Origin of the sequence: Armatimonas sp., from assembly GCF_043757465.1 — a bacterium.
Classification (GTDB): Bacteria; Armatimonadota; Armatimonadia; order Armatimonadales; family Armatimonadaceae; genus Armatimonas.
Genome location: NZ_JAYVPL010000057.1, coordinates 1 through 26090, shown reverse-complemented (window position 1 = coordinate 26090; position 26090 = coordinate 1). Strand labels below are relative to the sequence as shown.

Here is a 26090-nt window from a genome sequence, read left to right as displayed (position 1 = left end):
GGCATCTGATTTTTCGGGGAGAGAGTTTTGGGTTTTCATAACTCCCTCCATAGCAATTTTGGTTCCATTGGCAAAAAAAGTTACGGGACAAGATTAGCCGTTGGACGGGGGATGGGGGGGAACTTTTCATGGTATCCTGAAGCCTATGTCTGCAAAACAATACAGCGCGGCTCCTGCGCTTTCCATTGACCTCTCGAAGACCTACACGGCGACGATTGAGACCAACTTAGGGACTCTGACGGCGGAGTTCTTCCCGGCCGATGCGCCTGTTACGGTCAACAACTTTGTCTTTCTGGCCCGCGAGGGCTACTACGATGGGGTAATCTTTCACCGCGTCATCAAGGGCTTTATGATCCAGGGCGGCGACCCCACCGGCACCGGTCGCGGTGGCCCCGGCTACAAGTTCGCCGACGAGCCCGTGCGCCGCAAGTATCTGCGGGGGACGCTTGCGATGGCAAACTCTGGCCCCAATACCAACGGTAGCCAGTTCTTTGTCATGCACTCGGACTATGCTCTGCCGCCCAGCTACACGATATTTGGCAAGCTCACGGCGGGCGAGGACGTTCTCGATGCCATTGCCACCACTCCCACGGGAGCGCAAGACAAACCCAGTACGCCAGTGACGATCCGTACGATTACGATCACGGAAGCGTAAGATAGTGCCTAAAGTTCTGGTCAGTGACCCAGTCGCGGCGGAGGGTGTTGCCATCCTCCGCCGGGCCGGGCTGGAAGTAGATGTTCGCACGGGTCTGTCCAGTGTGGAACTCAAAGAGATCATCGGGGAGTATGAGGGCCTCGCGGTTCGCTCAGAAACCAAAGTGACGGCGGAGATTTTAGAGGCGGCCCACAAGCTCAAGATCATCGGTCGCGCCGGGGTCGGAGTAGACAATATTGATGTCGCTCGGGCAACGGAAAAAGGCATCCTTGTCGTTAATTCCCCCGAGGGAAACACCATCGCGGCAGCGGAGCTAACCGTGGCGCTGTTTTTCGCGCTCTCCCGCAACGTGCCGCAAGCACACCAGAGCATGAAGGCGGGTGAGTGGAAGCGCAGCAAGTTCGTGGGCGTTGAACTCTACGGCAAGACAGCGGGCGTGATTGGCCTGGGCAAGATCGGGCGCGAGGTAGCCAAACGCCTGAAAGCCATGGAGATGCCGATTCTCGCCTACGATCCATTTCTGGGCAAAGAGCAAGCCGATGTGCTAGGCGTGCAGTTGGTGGATCTGGACACGCTCTACCGACGGGCAGACTTTATCACGGTGCACGTCCCCAAGACCAAAGAGACCACGGGCCTTATCTCCGATGCACAGCTCGCGGTCATGAAAGACGGCGTCCGGCTGATCAATGTCGCCCGTGGCGGAATCTACGACGAAGCGGCGCTCTTGCGTGGGCTGGAGTCGGGCAAGCTGGGTGGCGTGGCACTGGATGTCTGGGAGAGTGAGCCCATCGCAGCAGACTATGCACTCGCGCTGCATCCGAAAGTGATCGCCACGCCACATCTGGGGGCCTCGACCGAAGAAGCCCAGATCGGAGTTGCCGTAGACATCGCCGAGCAAATCGTCGCCGTGCTATCGGGCGGCAGTGCCCGTGCAGCGGTGAACATGCCCTCGCTCCCCGCCGAGATTCTGCACCGGACAGCCCCGTACTTAACCCTCGCGGAGAAGATGGGTAGCCTCAAAGCACAGCTCGCGCGTGGCTCCGTCACTGCCGTGGAGATTCGCTACGAGGGCGAGTTCGACACGGCACAGACGGTGCATCTTACGCGCGCGGTGCTGAAAGGCCTCCTGATGCCCGCACTTGGGGAGTCCGTGAACTATGTCAATGCCCCGGCGCTAGCGGCCTCCCGTGGTGTCAAAGTCACGGAGTCCCGTGGGCCACGTGGCGATGAGTACGAGCGCCAGCTCACCGTTCTGGCCACCGACGATCGTGGAACCCACGGTGTCACAGGAACGGTCTTTGGCAAGAGCGACCCGCACATCGTCTTTTTGGATACCTACCCTGTGGACTTTCGCCCGGAGGGCCACCACATCATGGTTCGCAACAACGACCGCCCCGGAATGATCGGTAAGATCGGGACAATCCTGGGCGAGGCGGGGGTCAATATCGCCGGAATGTACGTGGGGCGCGACGAGAAAGACGGCACGGCGGTGATGGCGCTCTCAGTGGACTCTGCCGCCTCACCAGAGGTCGCGGAAATTGTCCGTAGCCTAGATGGTATCCTCTCCGTTCGCCAAGTGGTTCTCTAGCGATTCGAACCCACCCGGCTCTTGCCGGGTGGGCGAATCTCTCGGGTCGCGGGTATAATCGTCGCCATGAAATTGTTCTTCACTTTCGGGACGGTACTGCTTGCTGTGGCCGCGTGGCCACAGGAACCCGCTCCCCTCGCTAAACCCTTTGCGTTTACGTTCTCTGGGCCGTCGCCTGCCTTCAATCAGCCACGCGGTCTGCGGCCCGCGAAAACCCAGGCACAGTTCAACCTCGGGGCGAAGCTGCGTGTCCTGGAGAGTAGGGCACTCGGGAAAATCTCGGTGGAGACGGACAACCTCATCTCGACGGATGCCTTTGACCAGGCAGGGCGCTACGGCGCAAATCTGCACTACGAGCGCCCTCTGGTCGGTAGCACACTTTTGGTGGGGCGCTTCGGGTTTGCTGGGGCGCTTCGGGTTTGCATCGAACCAGGCGGGGAGCCAGCAGGCACTCAGGGGCACACTGGGCTCGCAGTGGGCACTGCTCGGTGGAGATCTCAACGTCAACTTTATCCAGTTCGACAGCCGCACCAAGCGCAGTACCGCGCTCTCACCCCGTCACCAAGCCGCGAGTGTCTTCGCCCCGAACCTCGTGCTGACCTTTCCGTCGTTTTTCCTGACTAGGCGTACCGAGAGCCCCACCGTTGTGGATACGGTTCATGTCACACTGGCATCCCGCAGGTGAGTGCAGCGCTGGTCGTGCCTGAGAAAGCCCTCCCGTTTAAGACTCCCTTTCTGCACGGACTGAATGTCTCCTTTATCACCGGCGCGAACGAAGCCAATGGTTTTGCGCCGCTGACGAACCTACGCTTCAATTTCCTGCTCACCCCGCCCGTGCGCTAGTCCTCGTAACCGAAAAAGCGACGCTGTTTAATGAGCTTTGCCACGGACTCGGGAACCGCGCTCTCCCAAGACAGATCTTTTTCGCGGATCTTGCAGAGAACATCACGTGAGAAGATGTGAAGGTAGTCCTTGTTATAAAAATCAAGGCTCAGGATATGCCCGTTTTCCACCATGTGCTCGTAGAGACTCTGAAGATGCGGTGCCACTTTGAGCTTGGGAACCGTGATGAGGTGACGGCTAGACTTGTCCATCAAAGGGTAGATGTAGAGCCTCAGGTCATTTTTGAAGAGCCGCCCAAACGACTCTAAGATGCCCCCCTCCAGGTTCTCGTAGTAGCGCTCGTCGAACAGATCCGTCAGGCTAGGAATGCCCATCGTGATTCCGATGGGTAGCTTCGTGTAGCGCCGAAGATACGAGGCAAGCCGGTAGTACTCGAAGTAGTCCGAGATCAACACTGTGGCTCCCGTGGCGGCAAGCACATCCGCGCGTGCCAAAAAATCCGCGTAGTCAATCTCACCACTGGCCCGGAGATTCTTCATGGTAATCTCAAAGAGACTAACCACCTCACTATCATCCGCGGCATTGTCCACGAACTGCTGTCTTGCGCAGTGGATCATGTCTAGATTAACATGCGTCACGGGCCGAAACGAGCCGCGCTCCACGAGAATACGCTTCTTGCGCAGCACTTCCGAGGTCTGGAGAACTTCCCCGTCCGCAGAGAAGAGCGCGGCGGCAGAGAGCTCTAGCTGCACCAGTTTAAGAGCGACAAGGCGATGATCTATCTCCTGAAACGCCGGACCGCTGAACTTAATCATGTCCACTTCGATGCGCTCGGTGGTCAGGCTGTCCAAGAGAGAACAAAGAACCGAGTCCGTATCGGTATTACGTAGCAGCGCGGCATGAATTAGATTGACCCCCACAATGCCCAGTGCCTCTTGCTGGCTGATATTGTCCGTATCGAGCATGCGAACGTGGATGACAACCTGACTGGCTTCCAGCTCAAACGGTCGCTGGAACTTAATGCCCATCCAGCCATGGCACTCGTTGGTACCATGAAAGTTTCTGGCGGCGACAGTATCTGAGAAAACAAAGAAGTCGGTGCTCTCCCCTCGTGCGGGTCCAAGACGCTCAAGAAGTAGATTAAACTCATAGTCGAGCATGGTCTGGAGCCGCTCGCGGGAGACATAGCGCGGCGATGACCCGTAGATGGCATCGCTGACGGTCATGTCGTACGCTGAGATGGACTTCGCGATTGTCCCCGCCGCGCCGCCCACCTGAAAGAACCAGCGCACCACTTCCTGACCCGCACCAATCTCCGCAAACGTCCCGTAAAGGCGCTCCGTGAGATTGATCTCCAGTGCTTTCTGCTGAGTCTCCGCCCCGCGCCGCGCCGTATTCTGATCCATGCTGCTGCCTCCCCAAAAACAAAAACGCCCACGATGTACAAACGTCATCGTGGGCCTTGCGTTCCTATTTTACCTGATGAACCGGTTAGAACCAGCGGCCACCGAAGAGGTTGGAGATGAAACGCAGGATCATGGCCCAGAACGAGAAGAGCCAGAAGCCACGTCCGCTGTTGGCGACATTGGAGACGCCACGAGCGACCTCATGGGCGACGCCACGCGGTCGGATGGGGACACGATTCTTCGCACAAGCACGGCAGCGGTTACCTGCGGGGCCAAAGACCATGCAGCGCTGGCAAATCGGCGTCTCACAGCGGCCACAACGGATCAGTGTTGTGATTTTGGGATGGCGCGAGCAGTAGTACGCTCCCTCTTGGCCCTCCACCGCAATAGGATCGGGCCGTGGCTCCAGCTTCACACCACACTCTCCACAGAACTTCTGATCCGACTCGTTACGCGCACTACACTTCTGACAGAACATGCCAATCCTCCTCCTCATACCCTAAGACGTACACTATTGATACCATAATTTCTTCTCCACATGGTACATTGTCACCCATGAGTACAGACAGTGCTTCCGAGCTACTATGGGGCCGCACACCGTCGGGTTTCGGACGGCGTTTGCGACGGATTATAGCCGCCGCTACGGTGCTCAAACAGGCCGACCGATATTTGTGTCGAGCTGGTACCCCGCACGGGTACTTGGCGATTCCTCCACCCTTTGCTATGGTGATTATCTCGCCGTGACTGCTGAAACCGAAGCCTATGCAGCGTTTGCAGAGCGCCTCACAGCCTATAACCGAGAAGCGACGATCCAGTACGGGCTAGAACAGGGTGCGTCCTTGCTAGCGCAGCGGGAGCTGCTGCCGATGCGTGCGTTTCGGAATGCGGAACCCGTTGCGGGTAGCTTTCCCGTCGTGGTGTACCACCCGGGGCTCGGCGGCTCGTATGAAGAAAACAGCATCCTCTGCGAGTACCTGGCGAGCTTTGGCTATATCGTGGTCAGTAGCACCTTCCAGCCTGAGGAGGCGTCGTCGCTCAACCTCGACTGGGACTTGACCCGCTCTTTCCACGACCTAGGTTTTCTGTTAAATACCATGATCCCCTGCTGGTTCGCTGCCACCGGCCCCCTTCAGCACAACGACTTCACGTCGCAGGGAATCCTGGATACTATCGAGCGCCACCCCGACCATACCGAAGCGACGCGGATTCGCCAGCGCTACAATGCCATCTGCGATCTCACGCACCACTTCCTCGATCACACACTGAAAGGCCAGCCCGAGCCAACCTGTGCAGATGAACAGCTCATTGCGCTGATACATAGGCCAGAACGTCAGGTACACTCTGCGGCATGACACTAGGATTTTTGACCGATGGGCGCGTCGAGGATGTCGTCTTTGCCGCTGCCGAAGGATTTGATTGTTTAGAGCTGGCGCTCTTTGGTGATACGTCGCTCTTTGATGACGCCAGTGCTTTCAAAAACGTGCTGGCGGAGCATCAGATCACGCTGGCAGCAGTCTCGCTCTTTGGGCAGAACTATTTCGATGAGGCCACAGGAGCGGAGCGATTGGTGCGGCTAGGACGGGTAATCGCGCTGACGGCAGTGCTCGGTGCACCGATTGTGGTCTTCGGGAGCGGCTCAGGTGCCGTGACGCCGACAGCAGGCGTCCGTAAGCTCTTGCCCCTGATCCATGATGCACAGCAGCTAGGGCTGACAGCGGCGTTCTACAACTGCCACTGGGAAAATGTCGTGGATCGGCCCACGGCCTGGGACGAAGCTCTGCCGCTGGCCCCCGGCGTAGGGGTAAAGTTCGATCCGTCGCACCCGACACAGATGCACCGCGACTGGAAAACGGAACTCTACCACGCCGCACCACACCTCAAGCATGCTCATGCGAAAGATGTGCTGGAAGTGGGTGGCAAGTTTGTCGCGAACCCGAATCCGGGGCTGGGCTCGATCCGCTGGGAGGAGTTCTTCGGTTTGCTCCACCACGCGGGCTACGAGGGCGCGGTCTGTATCGAGCCGCATAGTGCCCTCTACACCGGCCCACGCCGCTACGATTTCTTAAAGTTCTCTCGCGACTATCTCCGCCGATTTCTTAACTAGAGCTTCAGGTATTCTTCAGCACGGTGCCGTACAGTGGTTGTATGAATCCATCCTCCATCCTGATTGTTGGCGGCACCCTAGTGATAATTACGGTATAACCCACGGTATGCAATGCTGGGAATACGGGCGGTTTGTCGCGGGCGCAACCACACGCCGTTGGTCTGATGGTGCTGTGGTGACGGTTACCAAGCAGCTCGAAAAAACACAGACGGTCTCCGGTTATACCGATAGCCTCTACGAGGTGCAAGTAGCCGGGCAGCCGCGGACACTGTGGGGCGGTGAGCTTGCCAATGCCTTTTACCCTCTCTCCGATGGCCACGTCTTTCTTACACGTGTCATCGGAACGGGCCAAGGCAAGCTACGTCAGCTAGAAGCGCGCCTCCATGCAGGGGGCAGTGTCCTGCGCTTTCCCACCGTTGAGGTTCAAGAGACAGACCGCTTCGGATACTCTCTTGGAGTTCTCGCCACCGATGGGCATGGTTTGACCGGAGTCGCACGCATTTTCCGCTTGAAGTTCACCTACGAAGCCTGCGACTACCCCAACGGCGAGGTGGTCTTACTCCAGAAGGGCAGCCAGCTTGTTCTAGGGCCACGCGCCCTCTCCAGTGCGAATGAAGTGAGCAACCGCACCTACAAGCTAATCTTTCCCCACGATCCAGCGGGCCGTCCCAACCAGATTAGAGAGATCGCCACGCTCACGGAGCGCAACGAAAAAGGCGTGACCATCCGGCAAAAAACGACGATTACCACCTACCGCTGGACGGGAAATCGTGTGATAAAATAGTGCCAAAGCACCCGTAGCTCAGCGGATAGAGCATCCGCCTTCCGTGACCACAGGAAGTAAAATGAGTTCAATTCTCATGGTCACGACTAAGCGGAGGGTCGCAGGTTCGAGCCCTGCCGGGTGTATTTCTTTCTCAGCGCTCCGGGTCTTGCTGCCGCCCAATCCACTGCCCGAGTGCAAAGATGCCACCCGCCCAAACCCACGATAGCACAACGGAAAGTGCTGCAAAGTAGCGTGTGAGTGGTCCTATTTCACGAATCCATCCCAAGAGCAGGAAGCAAAATTCGAGTGCCATGAGAAGCACCAGCAGCAATGACGCCGTGCTCAGAAGTTTCCGCGCCTGCCCTCGTTTTCGCAAAAATATAGCCAAACTCCCCCTAACGCAGCACAGGCTCAGTAAGCTTCCCAGAATTCCCAGGCTCACCTCAACGGCACTGAGGTTTAAGATGTGCGTGAGAGCGCCCACTGCTAGTATCGCTCCGAGTACGAGCATTGCGCAGCCCCCGAATACTTCGCCCACGGAGGGTTTTGTCATGTTAGCAGGATACCACGCACGCATCTACGCAAAAGAAAAGCCCGGTAGGAAACTTCCTACCGGGCAAAAAGCAATCAATTCTCCATCGCCGCGCGACAGCAAAATTAACGCTTGCTGAACTGAAATCCACGACGGGCGCGCTTGCGACCGTACTTCTTGGATTCCTTGACACGCGGGTCGCGGGTCAGGAAGCCATTGCGGCGTAGCACGGGGCGTAGCTCGGGATCGAACTCTACCAGCGCTTTGCTGATACCGTGGCGCAGTGCCCCGGCTTGGCCAGAGATCCCGCCGCCCTTGGTCTTGGCGAAGATGGTATAACGCCCCTCGCTACGCGTGGCAGCGAAAGGCTGGTGGATCAGCGCTTCCAGGGTGCGGCGACAGAAGTACTCCATCACCGTCTTGCCATTGATTGAGATCGTCCCATCACCCGGCGCAAGCCAGACACGGGCGATAGCGCACTTGCGCTTGCCGGTTGCATAAACTCTAGTCTCTGCCATTGTTTAACCTTCTGCCTTTGCTTTGGCCGCGCCCTTGATCTGCGCCTCATGCGGATGGGTATCGCCCGCATAAACCCGCAGCTTGGTGAGCATGTGCGCACCAAGGCGGTTGTGCGGAAGCATGCCCTTGACGGTACGCATCACGGCGTAGTCAGGGCGCTTCTCCAGCAGCTCACCCCGTGGAATCTGCTTGAGGCCACCGGGGTAGAGCGTGTGCCGGTAGATCGGCTCATCGGCCTTGTTGTTGCCGGTGAGGATTGCTCGTGCGGCATTGATGATGATCACGTGATCGCCACAGTCCATGTGCGGAGAAAAAATCGGCTTGGTCTTACCGCGCAGAATCTTCGCCGCCTCAACCGCCAGACGGCCAATGGGCACACCTGTCGCATCTAGGACGATCCAGTCGCGCTGGATATCGCCCGCTTTCACTGAATAAGTCTTCATTTTAGTTTATTCCTATTCGCTGCCCATCGTAGCTAACTTTCACCAGGCAGAGCCCTCTTGCCGGGGCGATAGGAGGGCACGCCCTCCGATCACAGACTTCCAGAAGTTCCTTCACCGCGCTAACACTCAGCTTCCCTTGCCCCACCTGAGCAAGCGTCCCCACCAAACTACGAACCATCTGCCGCAGAAAGGCGTTACCGCGCACCGTGATCAGCAGGCACGGCCCCAAGGACCGGACTGCGATCTTCTCGACGACGCGCACGGTGCTATATCCAGGCGCCGTTGGCTGCCCAAATGTTGCAAAGTCATGCGCTCCGCACAGAACCCTCCCCGCATCTCGCATTCCCTCCACGTCCAGCGGCTTAGTGAGGTGCCACACGTAACGTGTGAGCAACGCCGAGGGTTGCGGACGATTCAAGATCGCGTAACGGTAGGTTCGGCTCGTGGCACTGAAGCGAGCATGAAACTCCTGCTCCACTTGCTCCACCTTCCGTACGCTCATATCGCATGGTAGGTAAGCGCTCAGTGCTCCGGCTATCTTATCTTCTGAAATTTTCCAGTCCACATCGAAGTGGGCAACTTGCCCCAGCGCGTGAACTCCCGCATCCGTGCGACCTGCCCCATGAACCCGAATTTGTGTTCGAGTCAGTTGGGCCAGAGCCGCTTCCAGCTCTCCCTGAACCGTGCGTTCCCCCTTGCCTTGTGTCTGGAAACCGGCAAAGTCGGTTCCATCGTATTCCAGAGTTAGGCGAACGCGGCTCATTAGCTACTTAGACTGCCTCAGTCGTTGACGAACTCCAGCACCACAACAGGTGCCCCGTCGCCACGTCGAACACTCTTGTGGGCCATGCGGGTGTAGCCGCCGGGCCGATCCTTGAAGGTCGGAGCGATCTTCGTGAAGAGTTCCATGATGATGTCCTCATCGCTGGAGCTCTTACCACCAATGGCAGCGCGGGCGATACGGCGGGAGTGCACACTATCGTCTTTTGCCCGGGTGACCAGCTTCTCAACCATTGGCTGGATCTCCTTGGCACGCGCCTCGGTGGTCTCAATTTTCTTGTAGATGATCATGGAGCGTAGTAGGCCCTTCAGGAGCGCGATTCGCGCGTCCGAAGCGAGGCCAAACTGCCGTCCACCTATTCGGTGTCGCATTCTCTAACTTCCTTAATCCTCGTCATCGTCATCCTCGCCGGGGAAATAGCCGTCCGAGTCCTTGAGCGTCATGCCCAGAGTGTTCAGCTTTTCCTTGACTTCGGTCAGAGACTTCTTTCCAAAGTTGCGAATGTTCATCAAGTCCACTTCGCTCATCAGCGCCAGCTCACCCACGGTCAGCACATTTGCCTTCTTCAAGCAGTTGTACGTGCGAACCGAGAAGTCCAGCTCCTCGATACGAGTATCGGGTGCGCCGTGCGCCCCGAGCCCGCCGGTAGTCTGGGCGATGAAAGAGCGTACTGGGCCGCCCTTGTGATCTATAAACCGCTGGAAATACTCAGAGAGCATCTGCGCCGCCTGCGAGATCGCCGTCCCAGGCTCGATAGCACCATTAGTGGTGATCTCAAGAGTAAGGCGCTCGTAGTCGTTACGGTTCCCTACACGGGTGGGATCCACAGTGTAGTTGACCTTGCGAACAGGTCCATACGCCGCCGGTACGGGAATTTCACCGATAATATCGGTAGTCTTGGCTCCCTTATCCGGCATGACGTAGCCCCGCCCGCGCTCAATTTTCATCTCGATATACAGACTCGCCGTCTCATCCGAGATCGTTGCCAAATAACACTCGGGGTTAACGACTTCCATATCCGCAGGACAAACAACGTCTGCCCCTGTAATACGCCCTGAACCTCGCGCATCTACTCGGATCACCCGAGCAGCGCTCGAAAGCTCATCGTCTTCCTCGCTGTCATCAAGAATCTTGATTGCCAGTTCCTTGAGGTTGAGAAACAGCTCCGTAGCATCCTCTTTTAACCCCGGGATTGTCTGGAACTCGTGTTGTACTCCCTCAATCCGCACCGACGTAATGGCGGCACCGATGATGGAGGACAACATGACGCGGCGAAGCGAATTGCCAAGTGTCACACCGTAGCCCGGCTCGAGTGGCTCGACAACAAACTTGCCAAACGTCGCAGTCTGCTCCAGCGTTTCGATACGAGGTACAACCGTCTCCTGAATTGCCATAGTATCTCCTCCTGAGAATTAGCGGGAGTAGAACTCGATAATGATCTGCTCCGAAACCTGAGAATCCACTTCATCACGGCGCGGTGCAGCGATCACCTTACCGGTGAACTGATGCGCATCAAGGGACAGCCAGGTAGGGGTACGAGAGCCTGCACCCGCCAACGCGTCTTGAATGACGCTCATGCGGCGAGAGCCTTCCACAATAGTAATGGTGTCACCGGGGCGAACCTGATACGAAGGGATGTCTACCGGCTTACTATTGACCAGCAGGTGCTCATGGCTTACCAGCTGCCGGGCTTGTGCACGACTGGTGGAGAACCCGAGGCGGAAGACAACATTATCCAGGCGCATCTCTAGCAGTTGGAGAAGATTTTCACCAGTAACGCCTCTGCGGCGCGAGGCCTCAGCGACATAGGCACGGAACGGCCCTTCAAGAACACGGTACATTTGGCGCATCTTCTGTTTTTCGCGAAGCTGCTTTCCGTATTCCGTTGGTTTACTGGGACGTGCATTGGGGCCATGCTGGCCCGGCGCGTAGTTGCGGCGCTCGATGGCGCACTTTTTAGAGTAGCACCGTGCTCCCTTGAGATAGAGTTTCTCTCCGGCACGACGGCACTTTCGACAGCGGGTATCCCCACTGACGGAGTTAGGTGACGATTTTGACATTGTTCCTCTTCGTCCCCATGCGTCTCACTTTTCGGCATGGGTTTACAAGTAGGCTCTGCACTGCAGAACCCGGATCAGACGCGACGACGTTTGGGGGCGCGACAGCCGTTGTGTGGCAACGGGGTGACGTCCTTGATCAAGCTGACTTCCAGGCCCACCTGCCCCAACGCACGGATCGCCGTCTCACGGCCAGAACCTGGCCCCTTGACATAAACATCCACACGCTTAAGACCGTGCTCCATCGCTTTGCGTGCGGCGCTCTCGGCTGCCAGCTGCGCGGCGAAGGGAGTGCCCTTCTTGGTCCCCTTGAACCCAACCTGTCCCGCCGACGACCAGGAGATAGCTTCCCCTTTGGTGTCGGTGAGCGTAATAATTGTGTTGTTGAAAGTGCTCTGGATATGCGCAACGCCTAGGGCAATGTTCTTGCGAACCTTGGGCTTGTTGCGCGCCGCCTGAGCGCTCGTTACTTTTCGTGCCATACGCTATTTCTTCTTCTTCTTAGCGCCCACTGTGCGCTTCGGCCCCTTGCGGGTACGGGCATTGGTCGATGTGCGCTGCCCGCGAACGGGAAGCCCTCGGCGATGCCGCAGACCGCGATAGCACTGAATCTCCTGCAGACGACGAATGTTCATCGCAATCTGTCGCCGCAGGTCTCCCTCAACGCGCCATTCTTTTTCAATAATATCGCGCAGGGTGGAGACTTCCGTCTCCGTCAATTCCGCAACTTTTTTACGTGGATCAATGTTCGCCTGCTCTAAAATCGTCCGACCGCCGGCCAAGCCGACGCCGAAGATATCAGGCAGAGCGTACTCCACGCTTTTGTCGCGGGGCAGGTCTACACCAGCAATACGTGCCACGGACTTCTACTCCTCAAAAAACTCAAATCATTAGCCCTGGCGCTGCTTGTGCTTGGGATTCTTGCAGATGACGCGTACAACGCCTTCTCGCTTGATTACCTTGCAATTAATGCAGATGGGCTTAACCGATGCTCGAACTTTCATATTTTCTTTGCCTCCCTATCGGTAGCGATAGAGAATCCGACCTCGTGTAAGGTCATAAGGCGAGAGCTCCACAAGAACTCGATCACCGGGCAGAATCTTAATGTAGTGCATCCGGATCTTGCCAGAGATATGTGCGAGCACTTCGTGCCCACTCTCAAGCTTCACCTTAAACATCGTATTGGGCAGGTTCTCAACAATTGTCCCCTGCACCTCGATGCCCTGCTCCTTCTCTGGTTCGTCTGATGGGGGCGTTGCGCCTCCTCCACCAGGGCCACCAGAGCGACCACCCCCCGACCGTGCGCCCCCGCCGGGCCGACCACTACCGGGTCTTCCACCGCCTGGCCTTCCGCCAGGTCGATAGCCACCACTTCTTCCTGCCATAGCGTTCTTTCTTTTCTCGTGAACCCCCGCTTGTTTATGTGCCCTAACCCAACCTGGGCAGTGGCACACAATCGGTGATTATATCAAACCAGAGAGGCTTTCGCAAATCTTATTATAAACAACTTCCGGAAGCCCCTCCGCGTCAATCTCCCGCAGTAAACCCCGCTCCTGATAGAAGGCACAAACTGGTACCGTCTGCGTCTCGTAGAGCTGGCGACGTAGAAACGCTTCTCGGGTTGATCCTCTTCAGGACGCAATATCAGATCTCCACCACAGAGATCACAGTGCCCCTCCTGACGAGGTGGAGCGACGGTGAGGTGATAGGTTGCCCCACACTCAAAGCAAATGCGCCGCCCTGCAACCCGCCCCGCCAGCACCAGATCGCTGATTCGGAGTAAGAGTACCGCATCCAGCGCAGTCCCTCGCTCCAAGAGAAAAGCCTCAAGCGCTACTGCCTGGCTCACACTGCGCGGGTAGCCGTCGAGCACAAAGCCCGTCTGTGCCTGGATCGCCTCAAACGCAAGCTGATTTGCAAAAATATCCGAGACAAATGCTCCGCTGAGAATCTGCTGGGCCTCTTGCACACGCGGTGTCTGGTGCCCGGTGGCGATCAGCACACGGAGCAGAGCGCCCGTCGAAACGGAAGGCACGCTAAGCGCTTGGCTTAGACGTGCCCCCTGAGTTCCCTTACCAACACCCGGCGGACCGAGCAGAATGAGCCGCACAGGCTACTTCATCCGCCCCCGCATCATATTGTCGCTGTCACTAGGACGTGTCTTAATGAAGCCTTCGTAGTTACGCATCGCCATCTGCGCCTCAATAGCCGTCATCGTCTCCAGAGCAACCCCAACAACGATCAGCAGCGATGTCCCCCCAATCATGGAGAGCCCGCGTACGTTGGTTCCCGTCCAAGTCGGCGCCCAGTACTGCACCAGGGAGATTGTTGCCAGGAAGAGCGCCCCCGCCAGCGTGATACGAGTCAGAACGGTATCGAGATATTCTCCTGTTGGTTTACCAGGTTTGACCCCAGGGATCAGCGAGCCGTACTTCTTAAGGTTATCCGCTATGTCATTGGTGTCGTACTGAACGGCAGTATAGAAGTAGGTGAAGAACATCACGAGTGCGGCAAACACCAGTGAAGCCCAGATACTCCCCCCTGGATTGAGCCAGCTTGTCAGATCCCAGAGAAACTGCCCGAACGGCCCACTCTCACGCGGCCAGAACTGCTGAAATGTCTGCGGGAAAAGCTGAATGGACATGGCGAAGATAATCGGAATGACGCCCGCCGTATTAACTTTAAGTGGCAGGTAGGACTGCCCACTTGATGTCATCCGCCCGCCCGCCGTCACCTTGCGCATGTTCAGCACCGGAATGCGGCGCGTCCCCTGCGTCATGTAGATCACACCGACCACGGAAGCCAAAAAGAGAAGCGCCATTCCCAGCACCCCGAAGATCGAGATAGCATGCTCATTCACTAGAGTGAAAGTCTTTACAATCTGGTTGGGAAGGGAGATCATGATCCCGACAAAGATAATCAGGCTCGTGCCATTGCCGATACCTCTCTCGGTGAGCAGCTCGCCCATCCAGAGCAAAAACATCGTGCCGCTAGTCATGACTACCGCCATCATAGCCATCTGGAAGAAGCCTTTTTGGATGGCCCCCCCACTGGCGAACATATTGTAGAGCCCAGCCGCTTGCACGAGGCCCAAACCGATGCTGGCATAGCGCGTGATCTTGCTGATCTGCCGCCGCCCTGACTCACCCTCTTTGGACAGAGCCTGAAGCTGCGGAATTGCGACGGTCAGTAGCTGCATCACAATAGAGGCATTGATGTAGGGCATCAAAGAGAGCCCAATGATCGAGACGCGACGCAGGGCACCGCCTGAGAACACATCGTAGGCGTTGAGCAGTCCGCTCTGGACAAGCTTGTCTACAGCATCATGATTAATCCCTGCCATCGGGATATGTGATGCAATCACGTAGACGAAAAAGGCTTTGAGGACGAAGATCAGACGTTTCTGGATATCCGGAACCGCCCAAGCCGCTGCGAGTTTTTCAAGCATGATGTCTATTGTATCAAAACGAGGCCAGGAAAAGTTCCCGGCCTCGCCATTGGATTGGGCTGTTATGCCCGGTTAGATCACTTCAGAGGTGCCGCCGGCCGCTTCGATGGAAGCCTGGGCATTCCCACTGAACTTGTGTGCCTTGATCGTAAGCTTCTTAGAAAGCGTCCCTGTTGCCAAAACCTTGAGCGGAAGGCCGTTGCTACGCACAAGCCCAGCAGCTTTCACGGTTTCAGGATCCACAGTAGTGCCCTCTTCAAAACGGGCATCAAGGTCACCCAGATTAACAATGTTGTAGTGTGTCTTGAATTGGCCGTTGTTGAAACCACGTGCCGTGAGACCAGTGCCAATACCACGCTGCTTTGGCAAGCGGCGGTGCAGAGGCGTCTGACCTCCTTCAAAACCGGGACGCACGGTGCCACGAGCCTTGTCGCCCTTGTGACCGTGCGTACTGGTCTTACCATGGCCAGAGCCCACACCCCGTCCGATTCGCTTACGGCGATGGGTCGAGCCCGCAGCGGGCGAGAGATCGGAAAGATTCATGAGGCTACCTCCTGAGCTTGCTCGACGGTAACCAGATGCTTGATCTTGAAGACCATTCCCTGGACCGAAGCGTTGTCGGGAACTTCAACCGTCTTACCAAGCCGATTGAGGCCCAGTGCACGTGCGGTCGCTCCCTGCGACTTCTCAAATCCAATAGGACTCTTGACCAGAGTGACTTTAAGCGCCATCTCCGCTCTCCTCCTTTACTGCGTTTTGCGCAGATCCACGGCGCACTTCGTCGGCAGTCTTGCCACGTAGTGCAGCATACTCATCCAGTGTCTTGAGCATTGCGAATGCCTTCATGGTTGCCCAGGCATTATTAACGGGGTTGTTGGAGCCAATAGACTTCGCCAACACATCGTGCACGCCCGCGGATTCGAGCAGGATGCGCACTGCGCCCCCCGCCACAACTCCTGTACCAGGAGCAGCAGGCTTCAGCATCACTTCCGATGCCCCGTGCATGGCGAGCACTTCGTGAGGAATGGTGCCATTGACAATAGGAACCTTGATCAGGTTCTTCTTGGCATCTTCCTCACCCTTGCGCACTGCATCGGGAATTGCACGTGCCTTGCCAATGCCAGCCCCTACATGACCGTTGCCATCGCCCATCACTACAAGGATGGACCAGGACATCGTGCGGCCACCCTTATTCGTCTTCTGGACTTTGTTCGTCCGAACGACGCGCCCCTCCAGGTTAGGGAGCGCATCAGGATTGATTCTTGCCATACCTTAGAACTCCAGTCCGCCTTCTCGGGCCGCATCGGCCAGTGCCTTAATGCGTCCATGATACAGATAGCCACCCCGGTCGAAGACGACCTTGGTAACACCCGCTGCTATGGCACGCTCCGCGATTAGCTTCCCAACCGTCTGCGCACCTTCAAGATTGCCACCGTTACTGGCAACACGCAGGTCTTTGTCCAGCGAGGAAGCGGCAGCCAAAGTGTTGCCCTCCTCATCGTTGATGACTTGCGCGTAGATATTATTCAGAGAGCGATAGACGCTCAACCGGGGGCGCTCGGCATCCCCTTGCATCCGCTTTCGAATGCGTGTGTGGCGCTTGAGGCGCGTCGCATTCCGATTCAAACTCATTGCTGTGCCTTTCCGCAGGGAACAGGTTCACCCATCCCCCTACCGGGTAGTCTTACTTCTTGCCCTTGCCGCCCTTGCCGGCCTTACCGGACTTACCTGCCTTGCGGCGTACGATCTCATTACTGTAGCGGATTCCCTTACCCTTGTAAGGCTCCGGCTTGCGAACTTTGCGGACTTCGGCGGACTGCTGTCCGACGATCTCCTTATCAATACCCGCCACTGTGATGACAGGCATACGAGTCGCAGGATCCACCACCGCCGAAAACGTGATCCCGGGACGTGGGTTCACGGTTACCGAGTGCGAGTAGCCGACGTTTAGGACGAGATTGCCGCCCTCGACGGTAGCGCGGTAGCCAACACCCGTCACGTTGAGGACTTTCTGGTAGCCTGCGGAGACGCCCACTACCATGTTGCTAACGAGGGTGCGGACGAGCCCGTGCTGCGAACGGTCGTCGTCAGAGTCGGTGGGGCGCACTACCGTCAGAGTAGCACCGTCAACTTTAATTTCCATGCGCGGCGTAACGCGGCGCGTGAGCGTACCCTTGGGGCCGGTGACGGTCACGAGGCCATCAGCCTCCGCCTTCACCACGACACCCGTAGGCAGCGCAATGGGTTGTTTTCCAATTCGGGACATTTTTTTGGTTACTCCCTCCGGCGCGAAGCCAGAGTCACGATCACCTGATTTAGTAGATGAAGGCTAAGACTTCGCCGCCTACACCCAGCTTCTTAGCTTGCTTACCGGTGAGGATGCCGCGCGAGGTGGTGAGAATTGCCACGCCAAGACCACGCTTGACAGAGGGGATCTCATCCGCCGGGGCATAAATACGCAGACCGGGCTTGGAGATTCGCTTGAGGCCCTGAATGACTGGGAAGCGCTTCTGACCGACGCCGGTAGCGTACTTCAGGGTGACTTTGATGCGATCTTGCGGAGTATCCGTGATCACTTCGTACTTGGTGATAAAGCCTTCCGCCTGCAAAATACGCAGAATCTCCAACTTGATCTTGCTGGAGGGCATCTCAAGCGAGTCGTGGTTGGCCATCTGGGCGTTGCGGATACGGGTCAGCAGGTCGCCGATAGGATCGGAGATTACCATAGTTGTTGCTCCTTAATTCCTTACCAGCTCGCCTTGCGGACGCCGGGAATGAGACCACGGTGGGCCAGCTCACGGAAGGTCTGACGGCTGACGCCAAACTTTCGCATAAAACCGCTGGCGCGCCCCGTAATAGAGCAACGATTCTTAACACGGGTTGGCGATGCGTCACGCGGCAAAAGTGCCAGCGCTTGGTAGTCGCCCTTCTTCTTTAGTTCTGCACGCTTGTCGGCATACTTCGCAACCGTGGCGATACGCCGCGCTTCGCGCGTCTTCCAGGATTCTCGGGCCATTTTTCTTCTCCAGGTCCCGACTGTGTTGATCACAACCGGGCTTTGGCGCAGGGTCATTTTAAAGCGGCCCCGCCATTTGGGTTATAGAAATTTTAGTAGCTAATATTTAGTCTAGCCACCAAAGAGGGCAGTATATCACAGATCAATCGAATGTCAATTTTCCAAAAACATTGTTGGGTCAAAAGTATCCGAGATCAGAATAGACTCGTAGTTTCCCGCTCCAAGATTTTTATCAAGTTTGGCCCGAATCGCCCGGACATTATCGTGCGGTCCATTGATGAACATCGGCTTGCCCGCCCGCCCGAACTCCAGCGAGAAAAGTGCCTCGGGTCGCCGTCCCAATCCCTCAAGAGCACGCGCCGCGTCGGCGTGAGGCTCAAGCCCCAGGGTAGCGGCGTACTCTTTCGCCCCGTAGACAATCGCTTGTGCCTGCTCCACCGTAATATGGCGGTAGCGGCCCTCGTATCGTGAGTACATCGCATCACGCCGAAACTCGTACTCGGGCATGTCTACGCGGCGTGGCCCGTCGGCGTCCTTGATCCCCAGACACCAGTAGTCCACCAGAAAGGTGCAGAGACTAAGCTTTCCACGCTCCACGCGGGAGATTATCACGGATCCAAGCCCGTCACGAGAATCGCCCATGGGCTTGCCATCTAACAAGTAGCGGGCTGTCATCTCATCCACTAAACACTCGTGTACAGGATCAAGCTCGCCCCGTTCACGGCGCTCCTCGACAACCTGAATTGCTTGTTTCCGAATCGCCTCGCTCACCTCGGCGGGCCGCAGACCAAGCTGGCGCGCGATCATCTTCGGGGATACTTCCAGCCTACGCAGACGCTGGATTTCCTGTAGTTGGTTCTCTGTCATGGCTCAAATCTTACCATGTTAGATCCGTGCGGTAAAATACTCTCGAATCTCTCTATAAAAATTAATGGAGCAAAACTTCTTGAGTCAGAAACCGCACTTTGGCCTCACCGGCCTCGCCGTCATGGGCCAGAATCTCGCCCGAAATGTCGCCCATAAAGGCTTCCCGATCGCCGTGCACAACCGCACCGCCAGTAAAGTGGACGAGTTTATCGCCGACTTTGGCACTGAGGGCACGTTTGTTGGAGCGCACAGCCTGAAAGAGCTGGTCGAAGCCCTGGAAGCGCCACGGACAATCTTAATTATGGTGAAAGCGGGCGGCCCCGTGGACGCCGTGATTAATGAGCTCGCCGCGCTGCTCTCTCCTGGCGACACACTAATTGATGGCGGCAACTCGCTCTACACCGACACGCAGCGCCGCAATAAAGATCTCACCGCCCAGGGCCTGAATTTTCTCGGTGTCGGGGTTTCTGGCGGTGAGGAGGGCGCACTAAAAGGCCCAAGTATCATGCCCGGCGGCCAGCGCGATGCCTATGACAGAATCGCCCCTATCTTTGAGGCAATCTCCGCCAAAGTAGATGGCACCCCGTGTGTTGCGTATATCGGCGCGGACGGTGCGGGCCACTACGTCAAGATGATCCACAACGGGATCGAGTACGCGGATATGCAGCTGATCGCGGAGGCATATGATCTCTTAAAGAATGTCTGCGGCCTTACCAATGAGGAGTTAGCCAAGACATTTGGCGAGTGGAACGAGGGAGATCTGGATAGTTTCCTTATCGAGATCACCACGCAGATCTTCCAGACAAAAGACACACTCACCGACGGTCACTTAGTGGACTTTGTGCTCGACAAAGCGGCGCAAAAAGGCACCGGCAAGTGGACGAGCCAGAATGCGCTTGATCTCGGGATTCCCGTCACCGGCATTACCGAGGCGGTGTTTGCGCGCTGCCTCTCCGCACTAAAAGACGAGCGCGTCGCCGCCAGCACCCAGCTCCCCGGTCCGGTGGATGTGTTTTTTGAGGGCGATAAAACTGCCTTCATTAATGATATTCGGGATGCGCTCTACTGCTCCAAGATCATCGCCTACGCCCAAGGCATTCAGCAGATGGACGCGGCGGCGGCGGAGTTTGGCTGGAGCTTGAACCGTGGTGAGATCGCGACCATCTGGCGCGGCGGCTGCATTATCCGCGCCCGCTTTTTAGATCGCATTAAAGACGCCTATGACAACGATGCGGAGCTCGCCAATCTCATGCTCGATCCGTACTTCCGCGACGGCTTGGCTTCGCGTCAAGCCGCTTGGCGTCGCGTTGTCGGGGAGGCCGTAAGGGTAGGAGTCCCCGTCCCGGCGTTTGCATCAAGCCTAGCCTACTACGATGGCTACCGCCGCGCATCGCTTCCGGCGAATCTGATCCAGGCTCAGCGTGACCTCTTCGGAGCCCACACCTACGAGCGCACCGACCGCGAGGGGACGTTCCACTCGAGCTGGGGGGCGTAGAATTCCCCTCCCTCCCGATAACGGGAGGGAGGGGTGTTTTATTTTACGGAGTACACGGAGCGATCTCCAAGCTTCATCAGAAGCGGGTAATGGGCCTCGTACCAGGCTTCGTTGGCTCCCCAGCTTGTGCGCTCGCCGGGGCCGATGAAGACGTAGTCAATGTGCCACTTTCGGAGAAGCTCGGGCGCGTCGGGGGCACCGGAGAACATTTTCTTTAATGCAGTCTCGCGCGGGTGGTGGTCGTAGGAGAAGTTGGCCATCCAGCCACCAAAGCCGAGAAAAATCGGACGCCCCGCCCAGAGCGGGGCGTTGGCAATGTCCATTCCCGTGAGAAAAATAGCACCAGGCGCGGTCTGCTCGCGCAGGCTCTCGGCCAGAATCCTGTCGGTGGTGGAGACTACCTGGTAGCGGTTGCGATCCGTGCGCTGGAGCCGAATCAGCTCCGCGGCTCCGGTGAGCATCAGGGAAAACGCTAATGTAGCGGTGATGAGTTTGCCAGGAATCCCACGCTTTGCGAAGTGCGCCAGCAGGCTCGCCATCGCGCCGGAAAAGCCAAAATACGCCCAGAGAAACACTTTGGAGTTGTCCCAGGCAATCGGTTGAAAGAGAATCAGATTGGCGAGCAGAAAGAGCACACCGGCTGCGGCGATCACGGCACGCACGGGGCCTTTGGGGGTAAAGAATAGCCCGCAGAGTGTCACGGGGAGCGCCATTCCCCAGAAGCGCCACCACATCAGCGGCCAGTCGAGGAGGAACTTTGCCTCGTAGCCGATTTGTAGGCGAACGAAGTTGGGGTACGGAGTGCTGGGGCGCAGGAAGATTAAGTAGAGCACGGCGGCCAGCAGTGCGCCCGGCAGAAGTGCCAGCCCCCACTCTCGCCAGCGCGCCCGGGGCGGCCAGAGCAGCGCCGTGCCAAAAGTCACGAGGGCAATCAGGCTGTGCATGTGGACAATCGGGAGAATGCCCGCTCCCAGGCCAATAACAGCCCACTGTCGCCGTGTCGTGGCGGTTTGGAGGCCGCAGAGCAGCCAGATCGTGAGTGTCATGCCGGGTAGAAACGCGCGCTGGGGTAGGAGCATCCCCACCAAAAAATTGCCAGCATACCACTGGTAGCCCCACTCATCCAGCGCCCGTCCGTACTCCTGCGGCGGCAAGAGCAGCGCCCCAACTCCCTGCGCTTTGATGTCCGCGAGCCAGCGGAATCCGCCCGGCCCGGCGGCGAAGAAGAACAGAAATATCGGCAGGAGCGCCAGCCAGGGATTGGTGAAAACGCGCGTCCAGAAGCGGTGCATTCCCGCCAGCAAGAGAAACCAGAGCGGTAGGATGGGAAAGAGGAACGCCGCCGTGACGCTCGCGCCAAGCTTCAAGAGCCCCGCCGAGAGCAGCGCCATTGCAAACGGGTAGTGGAGGGGTTCTCCCGCGATCAGCGGATGCGTCCACACCCCGTCGGCGAGCTGGCGCATCATTGCCAGATGCCACGGCCAGTCGCTCCAGAGATGCTCCTGCCCCACCCACACCCCATCGCTATCTATCCAGAGGAGGTGCGGCAGAAGAAACGCCAGGTAGAGACCGAGTGTTGAAAAGAGTGTCAGAAGTGGTAGGTTGCGCACGGGGCTATTATCGGGTATTTCCCCGCAGGGAACCAGCACCCATTGACCATTATTGAGCAGAGCCTCCCAAGCCCTCAGGAGGAAGCTTCGTCCCATTGGTCTCAATCGCCACCTCGAACCCAGCTTCCTGAAGCGCCACCACGGCGGCCTCATCAAGCTGGAGCAAGGCCTCAGCACTTGTGAACTTCCCGCCGTTGGGGCCATCGGTGCCCACAAAGTCCGTGTCGCAGAACTGGCAGATAGCCTTTGCCCGATCCTCCTCGCGGCCCGTCCAGAGGTTGCATCCCGTAAACCGGCAGAAGACCGCCGCGCGCCCCGCTTGGCCATCCTCACCCTGAAGCGTGTAGTAGATCTCTTTAACTGTGTAAAACTTTAGTTTCCACTAATCGCGGAGGGTTTTTCAGCCTTCCTTTGCCGACGATGCGCCGCAGCTCCCACCGACAAATGGACAAAAACAGAACGTTTATTACGAACTCTGACGGGAAAAGGCGGTAAAGTACTAATGGAGACGATCTGCCACCAGGTCGGTAGCAGGCTTGCCACTGCGGATGCGTTTTCGCTTGCGCCGGGCGGTGACAGTCAATCCCACACTTCTCCAAAGACGATAGATCCGTTTGTGGTTGAGCGGATTCTTGCCCTCTTTGATGCGTTCTTTGTTGATTTCTTGATGAACCAGCCGATAGCCCTGCCTTCGTTTTCGAGGATTCTTGGCGAAGGTCTTGAGTTGCTCGGTCAGATTTTGCTCTTCGGACTCGTCCTGTTTGGGCTGGTAGCGCAAGTTGGAACGAGCGAGATTGAGCAGTCGGCAGACGCGCCGCTCTTGAAACCCCTTGACCTCAACCAGATGCCGGGCAGCCATTCTCTTCTGCTCAGCCGGGTACCCATGAAGTGGGTGACGAGTTTTTTTGAGCCAGTTCCTTGAGAATACCGATGTCTAGGTCTCGCTCGGCGCGGAGTCGTTTGACCTCGTTTGTCGGCATGCCTTGAAACTTCTTCTTCCAGGTGTAGAAGGTGTTCTGGCTGATGCCTTTTTCTCGGCAAAGGTCAACGAGTTTCTTGTCGCCCTTGTCGGCTTCCTGCAAAATCGCGAGCACCCTTCCCTTCGGGTGGGTACCCGGCTCGTCTGTCATCTCTCCTGCTTTCATCTTTCTTCCTTTCGTCAAGGGGGTATTCTCCCCCTCTGTCAAAGGCAAAGACTAATGCGGGCGGTGGTACTAATTTAGGGGTGCAGCCCAACGGCTCCTCGTGACTCTAGAAATCTGCCTGAGACGAGGGCGAACCCCAGATGGAACAGACCCAAGTATGTTCCCATTGGAACGCCTTGGAGAGTCTTCTCTAGCAGGTTGCAGATACGGTAAACTGGCTGTGACATCGGGTTGCTTTCGGTGTGTTTTTGTTTAGCGACTTGACTCTACCTGAGAGTGAGCCCGATGTCATCCTGAACTATTGGAACGGGGAAAGCTAACCGATTTTAGCGGAAACTAAAGTTTTAGTGTCTTGCGGAAACGCGCCTCATCAACGCGAGCCCCCGTCTCACTGATGAAAAGCCAGCCTTCGTCCGTGCCAGGCTCGGCCTCTTTCATAACCCTCTCACGGATTCGGAGCCAGATTTTCAGGGCCTCTGTCCATTCGGGGCTAATCGGTAGAGCGCGTGGCTCACGCCCTTTGCTGTGGCGGATGTAGATCATCCGCTCAGACACTTGAAGATCCTCTACCTTGAGGTTGAGCATTTCCCCGATACGGCAAGCGCTATCAAGGAGTCCCAAGATAAGAGCATGGTTCCGGTCGCGGTGAAAGATACGCTTGGCGGGGCCAACGAAACGCACACCCTGGTTTTTACCAGGGTTCCAGTAGTCTCGTATAGATGTCAGCAAACCCCGTACATTCTCCTCGGTGGGCATGTACCGAGCAGGAGCAGGGGCTTGGCGGATCTCATAGTCCGCCAGGAGGCTACGCTCGATCAGTTCATTTCGTGCGCACCACTTCATGAATGCTTTCATGCAGACGGCATCATGGCGCATGGTGGTGAGTGAGCTGCCCATATCAGAGCGATGGGCAAGGTAGCGATCCAGATGCCTCTTACCGAAGCCCTGAAAAGGAATTTGATTCTCTCCCGCCCAGCGAACGAGCTGTCGGAGTTGGACACGGTAGAAGCGCTCTGTCATGGGAGCACGCGTCGCTTTTAGGTGGAGGAGGAACTCCCGAAGAGCCTCTTCCCAGGAAAGTGAGCCGGTTGTGAAGGCAGAAGCTGTAGACATGCTGACACCCCTTATTTATCCGTTAATACAGATATAGCAATAGCTGTCAACAGTGTCAATGGGGTAAAAACAAGAATGCGGCTCCTATCTGTTATTGATAGGAACCGCACCTTGTTGCGACTTGTAGTGGGTTGTACGGGACTCGAACCCATGACCCGCTGATTAAGAGTCAGCTGCTCTACCAACTGAGCTAACAACCCGAAAACGCAATGCGCATACTATCGTACTGTGGGTTTTCTGTCAAGGATATCAGCAGGGGAACCGCATTTGTTTTTAGGAGGCAAGAATTGCCAGTAGATTTTTAGGATTCCAGGCAGCCATCTTCCGTTTAGGCCCGGAATATGTCAATGATTTTGGGTCTATGGTTTTTTGTGTGGTTGTAGGTCAAGTTTGCCCAGAAGAAGAGGATCGCGATTCGGAAACGATAGTGCAACATCTTTTCTGTAACTCTTTTTCGGCCTCTCGAATCTCGACTACATTCTTGACTGGACTACGAGCCTGACAGAAGCTCTGACAGGTTCAAGTACACCTTTCCAGACTCCCAGGAGTCGCTCGCTTCCATCAACACCGCAGAGGCCAGACGAAGGCAGCTCGCATCGTTGACGAAAGAACCAATCACCTTAAAGCGGTGACGAATCTCCAAGTTCAGACGCTCCAAACCGTTACTCGTACGAACCAGACAACGAATCCCCTCGGGGAACGCAAATATTGCTAAACCCTCACCAAGGCTACTCTCAAGCCAAGACCATACGCCTGCGCATTTTGCTGAAGATGGAACTGACACCGCTGCCAAGCAATCCCGCCAAACACAGCAAGGCGAGCTGCACGAAAACCTGAGTGGTCATCGCTCGTGATGAGGCGAATACCGCACAAGCCACGACTGTTAAGACCGGTCGTATAATCGGATCTTCCGCAATTTAGGTGAAAGACGGGGTGGATTTTTGGCCACACCCTCCTGATTACCAGACTGCAGCGCGAGGACACAATCAGGTATCGTGGTCTATGTGCCATTCCTTTCTGCCTGACCCGGAGGCAATCACCCTCCAAGCCATACAAATTTGCAACGGATTCGTCACCTTCCGAGTTCAGGCCACTGCACAACAGGCAACCTGCCCCAAATGCTCCACTACGTCAGATAGAACTCATAGCTGGTACAGCAGAACCATTCATGCGATAGTGCAAGCACGGCAGGTTGAGCGACCTGGTAAATTCCTTCGGTTTAGTCACCTCAGAAGCTATCCGCTCCGCCTGCCGAACCCTCAGCCCAAATTAGCACACCCCGTCGAATAGCTACGCCAGAATATCCATCACCACTCTCGCGGGTTCGACGCCGCTGAGCTTGGCATCTAAGCCCTGAAACTTAACCGTGAAGCGCTCATGATCTATACCAAAGAGATGGAGCATGGTGGCGTGCAGGTCATGGACGCTGACAACGTTCTCGACGGACTTGTAGCCCAGCTCGTCGGTGTTGCCGTAGGTCGTGCCGCCTTTGATGCCACCGCCCGCCAGAAAGATCGAGAAGGCGTTGATGTGATGATCGCGCCCGTCGCCCTGGCCCATCGGGGTACGGCCAAACTCCCCGCCCCAGATTACCAGTGTGTCATCGAGCATCCCGCGCTGCTTTAAGTCCGTGATCAGTGCCCAAGAAGCTCTATCGCACTCGACGGCGGCCTGTGTGATGGCGTTCTTGACGCCGCCGTGG

36 protein-coding genes, 2 tRNA genes and 2 pseudogenes are annotated in these 26090 nt (G+C 56.9%); 9 read left to right on the top strand and 31 right to left on the bottom strand.

The features are described from left to right. Positions 1 to 145: 145 nt before the first annotated feature. The 4 genes from ACH2ED_RS07550 (at position 146) to ACH2ED_RS07535 (ending at position 3086) form a co-directional block, all read left to right on the top strand. Entirely contained in the window at positions 146 to 655 is a 510-nt protein-coding gene (locus ACH2ED_RS07550; RefSeq protein WP_395089860.1) for a peptidylprolyl isomerase, read from the top strand. 4 nt (positions 656 to 659) lie between these two features. After that, on the top strand, positions 660 to 2243 hold the full coding sequence (gene serA / locus ACH2ED_RS07545) for a phosphoglycerate dehydrogenase (protein WP_395089858.1): 1584 nt from the start codon (positions 660 to 662) through the stop codon (positions 2241 to 2243). A 66-nt stretch (positions 2244 to 2309) separates the two neighbouring features. Further along, positions 2310 to 2867: a hypothetical protein gene (locus ACH2ED_RS07540; protein WP_395089856.1), complete on the top strand. Its 558-nt coding sequence runs from the start codon at positions 2310 to 2312 to the stop codon at positions 2865 to 2867. Between the two features lie 57 nt (positions 2868 to 2924). After that, complete coding sequence (locus ACH2ED_RS07535; protein WP_395089855.1) at positions 2925 to 3086, top strand: hypothetical protein; 162 nt, start codon at positions 2925 to 2927, stop codon at positions 3084 to 3086. Here ACH2ED_RS07535 and ACH2ED_RS07530 read toward each other — a convergent pair. Then, the gene (locus ACH2ED_RS07530) at positions 3083 to 4492 is read right to left on the bottom strand and encodes a TonB-dependent receptor (RefSeq protein ID WP_395089854.1); all 1410 of its coding nucleotides are present in this window, start codon (positions 4490 to 4492) and stop codon (positions 3083 to 3085) included. The genes ACH2ED_RS07535 and ACH2ED_RS07530 overlap by 4 nt on opposite strands. A gap of 85 nt (positions 4493 to 4577) precedes the next feature. Further along, positions 4578 to 4970, bottom strand: coding sequence for a hypothetical protein (locus ACH2ED_RS07525; protein WP_395089852.1), 393 nt, complete (start codon positions 4968 to 4970; stop codon positions 4578 to 4580). A 106-nt stretch (positions 4971 to 5076) separates the two neighbouring features. Between ACH2ED_RS07525 and ACH2ED_RS07520 the strand changes: the two genes are divergently transcribed. The 4 genes from ACH2ED_RS07520 to ACH2ED_RS07505 all read left to right on the top strand — a co-directional run bounded on the left by ACH2ED_RS07520 (position 5077) and on the right by ACH2ED_RS07505 (position 7505). Further along, complete coding sequence (locus tag ACH2ED_RS07520; protein ID WP_395089850.1) at positions 5077 to 5844, top strand: hypothetical protein; 768 nt, start codon at positions 5077 to 5079, stop codon at positions 5842 to 5844. Next, entirely contained in the window at positions 5841 to 6596 is a 756-nt protein-coding gene (locus tag ACH2ED_RS07515) for a sugar phosphate isomerase/epimerase family protein (RefSeq protein ID WP_395089848.1), read from the top strand. The genes ACH2ED_RS07520 and ACH2ED_RS07515 overlap by 4 nt, the downstream gene beginning before the upstream one ends. Before the next feature lie 106 nt (positions 6597 to 6702). Beyond that, complete coding sequence (locus ACH2ED_RS07510; protein ID WP_395089846.1) at positions 6703 to 7380, top strand: hypothetical protein; 678 nt, start codon at positions 6703 to 6705, stop codon at positions 7378 to 7380. A gap of 7 nt (positions 7381 to 7387) precedes the next feature. Then, positions 7388 to 7505, top strand: a tRNA-OTHER gene (locus tag ACH2ED_RS07505). 8 nt (positions 7506 to 7513) lie between these two features. Here the strand turns inward: ACH2ED_RS07505 and ACH2ED_RS07500 are convergent. The 21 genes from ACH2ED_RS07500 to ACH2ED_RS07400 form a co-directional block, all read right to left on the bottom strand. After that, on the bottom strand, positions 7514 to 7915 hold the full coding sequence (locus ACH2ED_RS07500) for a hypothetical protein (protein WP_395089845.1): 402 nt from the start codon (positions 7913 to 7915) through the stop codon (positions 7514 to 7516). 104 nt (positions 7916 to 8019) lie between these two features. Continuing rightward, entirely contained in the window at positions 8020 to 8412 is a 393-nt protein-coding gene (gene rpsI, locus ACH2ED_RS07495; protein WP_309695418.1) for a 30S ribosomal protein S9, read from the bottom strand. Positions 8413 to 8415: 3 nt separating this feature from the next. Beyond that, positions 8416 to 8856, bottom strand: coding sequence for a 50S ribosomal protein L13 (rplM, locus tag ACH2ED_RS07490; protein WP_395089843.1), 441 nt, complete (start codon positions 8854 to 8856; stop codon positions 8416 to 8418). A 1-nt stretch (position 8857) separates the two neighbouring features. After that, positions 8858 to 9619, bottom strand: coding sequence for a tRNA pseudouridine(38-40) synthase TruA (gene truA, locus ACH2ED_RS07485; protein WP_395089841.1), 762 nt, complete (start codon positions 9617 to 9619; stop codon positions 8858 to 8860). Positions 9620 to 9636: 17 nt separating this feature from the next. Next, positions 9637 to 10008: a 50S ribosomal protein L17 gene (gene rplQ / locus ACH2ED_RS07480; RefSeq protein ID WP_395089839.1), complete on the bottom strand. Its 372-nt coding sequence runs from the start codon at positions 10006 to 10008 to the stop codon at positions 9637 to 9639. A gap of 12 nt (positions 10009 to 10020) precedes the next feature. Continuing rightward, on the bottom strand, positions 10021 to 11031 hold the full coding sequence (locus ACH2ED_RS07475; protein WP_395089837.1) for a DNA-directed RNA polymerase subunit alpha: 1011 nt from the start codon (positions 11029 to 11031) through the stop codon (positions 10021 to 10023). Positions 11032 to 11049: 18 nt separating this feature from the next. After that, positions 11050 to 11697 (bottom strand): 30S ribosomal protein S4, encoded by a 648-nt coding sequence (gene rpsD, locus ACH2ED_RS07470; RefSeq protein WP_395089836.1) that lies wholly within the window; start codon positions 11695 to 11697, stop codon positions 11050 to 11052. Between the two features lie 74 nt (positions 11698 to 11771). Then, entirely contained in the window at positions 11772 to 12176 is a 405-nt protein-coding gene (gene rpsK / locus ACH2ED_RS07465; protein ID WP_309695429.1) for a 30S ribosomal protein S11, read from the bottom strand. Between the two features lie 3 nt (positions 12177 to 12179). Next, a complete protein-coding gene (gene rpsM, locus ACH2ED_RS07460) occupies positions 12180 to 12554 on the bottom strand; it encodes a 30S ribosomal protein S13 (RefSeq protein WP_309695432.1) in 375 nt (124 codons plus the stop codon). Positions 12555 to 12584: 30 nt separating this feature from the next. Continuing rightward, positions 12585 to 12698 (bottom strand): 50S ribosomal protein L36, encoded by a 114-nt coding sequence (gene rpmJ / locus ACH2ED_RS07455; RefSeq protein ID WP_309695434.1) that lies wholly within the window; start codon positions 12696 to 12698, stop codon positions 12585 to 12587. Positions 12699 to 12713: 15 nt separating this feature from the next. Then, entirely contained in the window at positions 12714 to 12914 is a 201-nt protein-coding gene (infA, locus tag ACH2ED_RS07450) for a translation initiation factor IF-1 (RefSeq protein WP_309695437.1), read from the bottom strand. Positions 12915 to 13162: 248 nt separating this feature from the next. Then, a complete protein-coding gene (locus ACH2ED_RS07445) occupies positions 13163 to 13804 on the bottom strand; it encodes an adenylate kinase family protein (RefSeq protein ID WP_395089834.1) in 642 nt (213 codons plus the stop codon). A 3-nt stretch (positions 13805 to 13807) separates the two neighbouring features. After that, positions 13808 to 15142: a preprotein translocase subunit SecY gene (gene secY, locus ACH2ED_RS07440; RefSeq protein WP_395089833.1), complete on the bottom strand. Its 1335-nt coding sequence runs from the start codon at positions 15140 to 15142 to the stop codon at positions 13808 to 13810. A gap of 72 nt (positions 15143 to 15214) precedes the next feature. Continuing rightward, on the bottom strand, positions 15215 to 15685 hold the full coding sequence (gene rplO, locus ACH2ED_RS07435; RefSeq protein WP_395089832.1) for a 50S ribosomal protein L15: 471 nt from the start codon (positions 15683 to 15685) through the stop codon (positions 15215 to 15217). Next, entirely contained in the window at positions 15682 to 15873 is a 192-nt protein-coding gene (gene rpmD, locus ACH2ED_RS07430; protein WP_309697294.1) for a 50S ribosomal protein L30, read from the bottom strand. The genes rplO and rpmD overlap by 4 nt, the downstream gene beginning before the upstream one ends. Next, the gene (rpsE, locus tag ACH2ED_RS07425; protein WP_309697293.1) at positions 15863 to 16411 is read right to left on the bottom strand and encodes a 30S ribosomal protein S5; all 549 of its coding nucleotides are present in this window, start codon (positions 16409 to 16411) and stop codon (positions 15863 to 15865) included. Before rpsE ends, rpmD begins: the two co-directional genes overlap by 11 nt. Positions 16412 to 16414: 3 nt before the next feature. Next, entirely contained in the window at positions 16415 to 16774 is a 360-nt protein-coding gene (gene rplR, locus ACH2ED_RS07420; protein WP_395089830.1) for a 50S ribosomal protein L18, read from the bottom strand. A 52-nt stretch (positions 16775 to 16826) separates the two neighbouring features. Further along, entirely contained in the window at positions 16827 to 17408 is a 582-nt protein-coding gene (gene rplF / locus ACH2ED_RS07415; protein ID WP_395089828.1) for a 50S ribosomal protein L6, read from the bottom strand. A 49-nt stretch (positions 17409 to 17457) separates the two neighbouring features. After that, positions 17458 to 17868 (bottom strand): 30S ribosomal protein S8, encoded by a 411-nt coding sequence (rpsH, locus tag ACH2ED_RS07410; protein WP_309697286.1) that lies wholly within the window; start codon positions 17866 to 17868, stop codon positions 17458 to 17460. Positions 17869 to 17888: 20 nt separating this feature from the next. Beyond that, positions 17889 to 18158, bottom strand: coding sequence for a 30S ribosomal protein S14 (gene rpsN / locus ACH2ED_RS07405; RefSeq protein WP_309697283.1), 270 nt, complete (start codon positions 18156 to 18158; stop codon positions 17889 to 17891). Positions 18159 to 18311: 153 nt separating this feature from the next. Then, positions 18312 to 19025, bottom strand: a complete 714-nt coding sequence (locus tag ACH2ED_RS07400) for a DNA-binding response regulator (RefSeq protein ID WP_395089826.1) — start codon at positions 19023 to 19025, stop codon at positions 18312 to 18314. Between the two features lie 79 nt (positions 19026 to 19104). Between ACH2ED_RS07400 and gndA the strand changes: the two genes are divergently transcribed. Beyond that, complete coding sequence (gndA, locus tag ACH2ED_RS07395; RefSeq protein WP_395089825.1) at positions 19105 to 20520, top strand: NADP-dependent phosphogluconate dehydrogenase; 1416 nt, start codon at positions 19105 to 19107, stop codon at positions 20518 to 20520. Between the two features lie 38 nt (positions 20521 to 20558). Here gndA and ACH2ED_RS07390 read toward each other — a convergent pair whose 3' ends face one another. The 8 genes and pseudogenes from ACH2ED_RS07390 to ACH2ED_RS07355 all read right to left on the bottom strand — a co-directional run. Continuing rightward, positions 20559 to 22130, bottom strand: coding sequence for a hypothetical protein (locus ACH2ED_RS07390; protein WP_395089823.1), 1572 nt, complete (start codon positions 22128 to 22130; stop codon positions 20559 to 20561). A 67-nt stretch (positions 22131 to 22197) separates the two neighbouring features. Beyond that, positions 22198 to 22482, bottom strand: a pseudogene (locus ACH2ED_RS07385) (7-carboxy-7-deazaguanine synthase); the annotation flags it as partial. Between the two features lie 147 nt (positions 22483 to 22629). After that, positions 22630 to 22989 (bottom strand): IS3 family transposase, encoded by a 360-nt coding sequence (locus ACH2ED_RS07380; protein ID WP_395089821.1) that lies wholly within the window; start codon positions 22987 to 22989, stop codon positions 22630 to 22632. Between the two features lie 10 nt (positions 22990 to 22999). After that, positions 23000 to 23275: a transposase gene (locus ACH2ED_RS07375; RefSeq protein WP_395089820.1), complete on the bottom strand. Its 276-nt coding sequence runs from the start codon at positions 23273 to 23275 to the stop codon at positions 23000 to 23002. A 336-nt stretch (positions 23276 to 23611) separates the two neighbouring features. Further along, positions 23612 to 24388: a tyrosine-type recombinase/integrase gene (locus ACH2ED_RS07370; RefSeq protein ID WP_395089819.1), complete on the bottom strand. Its 777-nt coding sequence runs from the start codon at positions 24386 to 24388 to the stop codon at positions 23612 to 23614. 127 nt (positions 24389 to 24515) lie between these two features. Then, positions 24516 to 24588: transfer RNA gene (locus ACH2ED_RS07365), tRNA-Lys, on the bottom strand. A 290-nt stretch (positions 24589 to 24878) separates the two neighbouring features. Then, positions 24879 to 25399 (bottom strand): annotated as a pseudogene (locus ACH2ED_RS07360) (transposase). A 279-nt stretch (positions 25400 to 25678) separates the two neighbouring features. Continuing rightward, on the bottom strand, positions 25679 to 26090 hold a 412-nt coding region (locus ACH2ED_RS07355), incomplete at its 5' end, for a DUF1501 domain-containing protein (RefSeq protein WP_395089817.1).

Coding starts and splice junctions, on each gene's coding strand:
- ACH2ED_RS07550 (WP_395089860.1), top strand. CDS start 146: ATGTCTGCAAAACAATACAGCGCGGCTCCTGCGCTTTCCATTGACCTC.
- ACH2ED_RS07540 (WP_395089856.1), top strand. CDS start 2,310: ATGAAATTGTTCTTCACTTTCGGGACGGTACTGCTTGCTGTGGCCGCG.
- ACH2ED_RS07530 (WP_395089854.1), bottom strand. CDS start 4,492: ATGGATCAGAATACGGCGCGGCGCGGGGCGGAGACTCAGCAGAAAGCA.
- ACH2ED_RS07525 (WP_395089852.1), bottom strand. CDS start 4,970: ATGTTCTGTCAGAAGTGTAGTGCGCGTAACGAGTCGGATCAGAAGTTC.
- ACH2ED_RS07520 (WP_395089850.1), top strand. CDS start 5,077: ATGGGGCCGCACACCGTCGGGTTTCGGACGGCGTTTGCGACGGATTAT.
- ACH2ED_RS07515 (WP_395089848.1), top strand. CDS start 5,841: ATGACACTAGGATTTTTGACCGATGGGCGCGTCGAGGATGTCGTCTTT.
- ACH2ED_RS07510 (WP_395089846.1), top strand. CDS start 6,703: ATGCAATGCTGGGAATACGGGCGGTTTGTCGCGGGCGCAACCACACGC.
- ACH2ED_RS07500 (WP_395089845.1), bottom strand. CDS start 7,915: ATGACAAAACCCTCCGTGGGCGAAGTATTCGGGGGCTGCGCAATGCTC.
- rpsI (WP_309695418.1), bottom strand. CDS start 8,412: ATGGCAGAGACTAGAGTTTATGCAACCGGCAAGCGCAAGTGCGCTATC.
- rplM (WP_395089843.1), bottom strand. CDS start 8,856: ATGAAGACTTATTCAGTGAAAGCGGGCGATATCCAGCGCGACTGGATC.
- truA (WP_395089841.1), bottom strand. CDS start 9,619: ATGAGCCGCGTTCGCCTAACTCTGGAATACGATGGAACCGACTTTGCC.
- rplQ (WP_395089839.1), bottom strand. CDS start 10,008: ATGCGACACCGAATAGGTGGACGGCAGTTTGGCCTCGCTTCGGACGCG.
- ACH2ED_RS07475 (WP_395089837.1), bottom strand. CDS start 11,031: ATGGCAATTCAGGAGACGGTTGTACCTCGTATCGAAACGCTGGAGCAG.
- rpsD (WP_395089836.1), bottom strand. CDS start 11,697: ATGTCAAAATCGTCACCTAACTCCGTCAGTGGGGATACCCGCTGTCGA.
- rpsK (WP_309695429.1), bottom strand. CDS start 12,176: ATGGCACGAAAAGTAACGAGCGCTCAGGCGGCGCGCAACAAGCCCAAG.
- rpmJ (WP_309695434.1), bottom strand. CDS start 12,698: ATGAAAGTTCGAGCATCGGTTAAGCCCATCTGCATTAATTGCAAGGTA.
- secY (WP_395089833.1), bottom strand. CDS start 15,142: ATGCTTGAAAAACTCGCAGCGGCTTGGGCGGTTCCGGATATCCAGAAA.
- rplO (WP_395089832.1), bottom strand. CDS start 15,685: ATGAATCTTTCCGATCTCTCGCCCGCTGCGGGCTCGACCCATCGCCGT.
- rpmD (WP_309697294.1), bottom strand. CDS start 15,873: ATGGCGCTTAAAGTCACTCTGGTCAAGAGTCCTATTGGATTTGAGAAG.
- rpsE (WP_309697293.1), bottom strand. CDS start 16,411: ATGGCAAGAATCAATCCTGATGCGCTCCCTAACCTGGAGGGGCGCGTC.
- rplR (WP_395089830.1), bottom strand. CDS start 16,774: ATGAGTTTGAATCGGAATGCGACGCGCCTCAAGCGCCACACACGCATT.
- rplF (WP_395089828.1), bottom strand. CDS start 17,408: ATGTCCCGAATTGGAAAACAACCCATTGCGCTGCCTACGGGTGTCGTG.
- rpsH (WP_309697286.1), bottom strand. CDS start 17,868: ATGGTAATCTCCGATCCTATCGGCGACCTGCTGACCCGTATCCGCAAC.
- rpsN (WP_309697283.1), bottom strand. CDS start 18,158: ATGGCCCGAGAATCCTGGAAGACGCGCGAAGCGCGGCGTATCGCCACG.
- ACH2ED_RS07400 (WP_395089826.1), bottom strand. CDS start 19,025: ATGACAGAGAACCAACTACAGGAAATCCAGCGTCTGCGTAGGCTGGAA.
- ACH2ED_RS07380 (WP_395089821.1), bottom strand. CDS start 22,989: ATGGCTGCCCGGCATCTGGTTGAGGTCAAGGGGTTTCAAGAGCGGCGC.
- ACH2ED_RS07375 (WP_395089820.1), bottom strand. CDS start 23,275: ATGAAAGCAGGAGAGATGACAGACGAGCCGGGTACCCACCCGAAGGGA.
- ACH2ED_RS07370 (WP_395089819.1), bottom strand. CDS start 24,388: ATGTCTACAGCTTCTGCCTTCACAACCGGCTCACTTTCCTGGGAAGAG.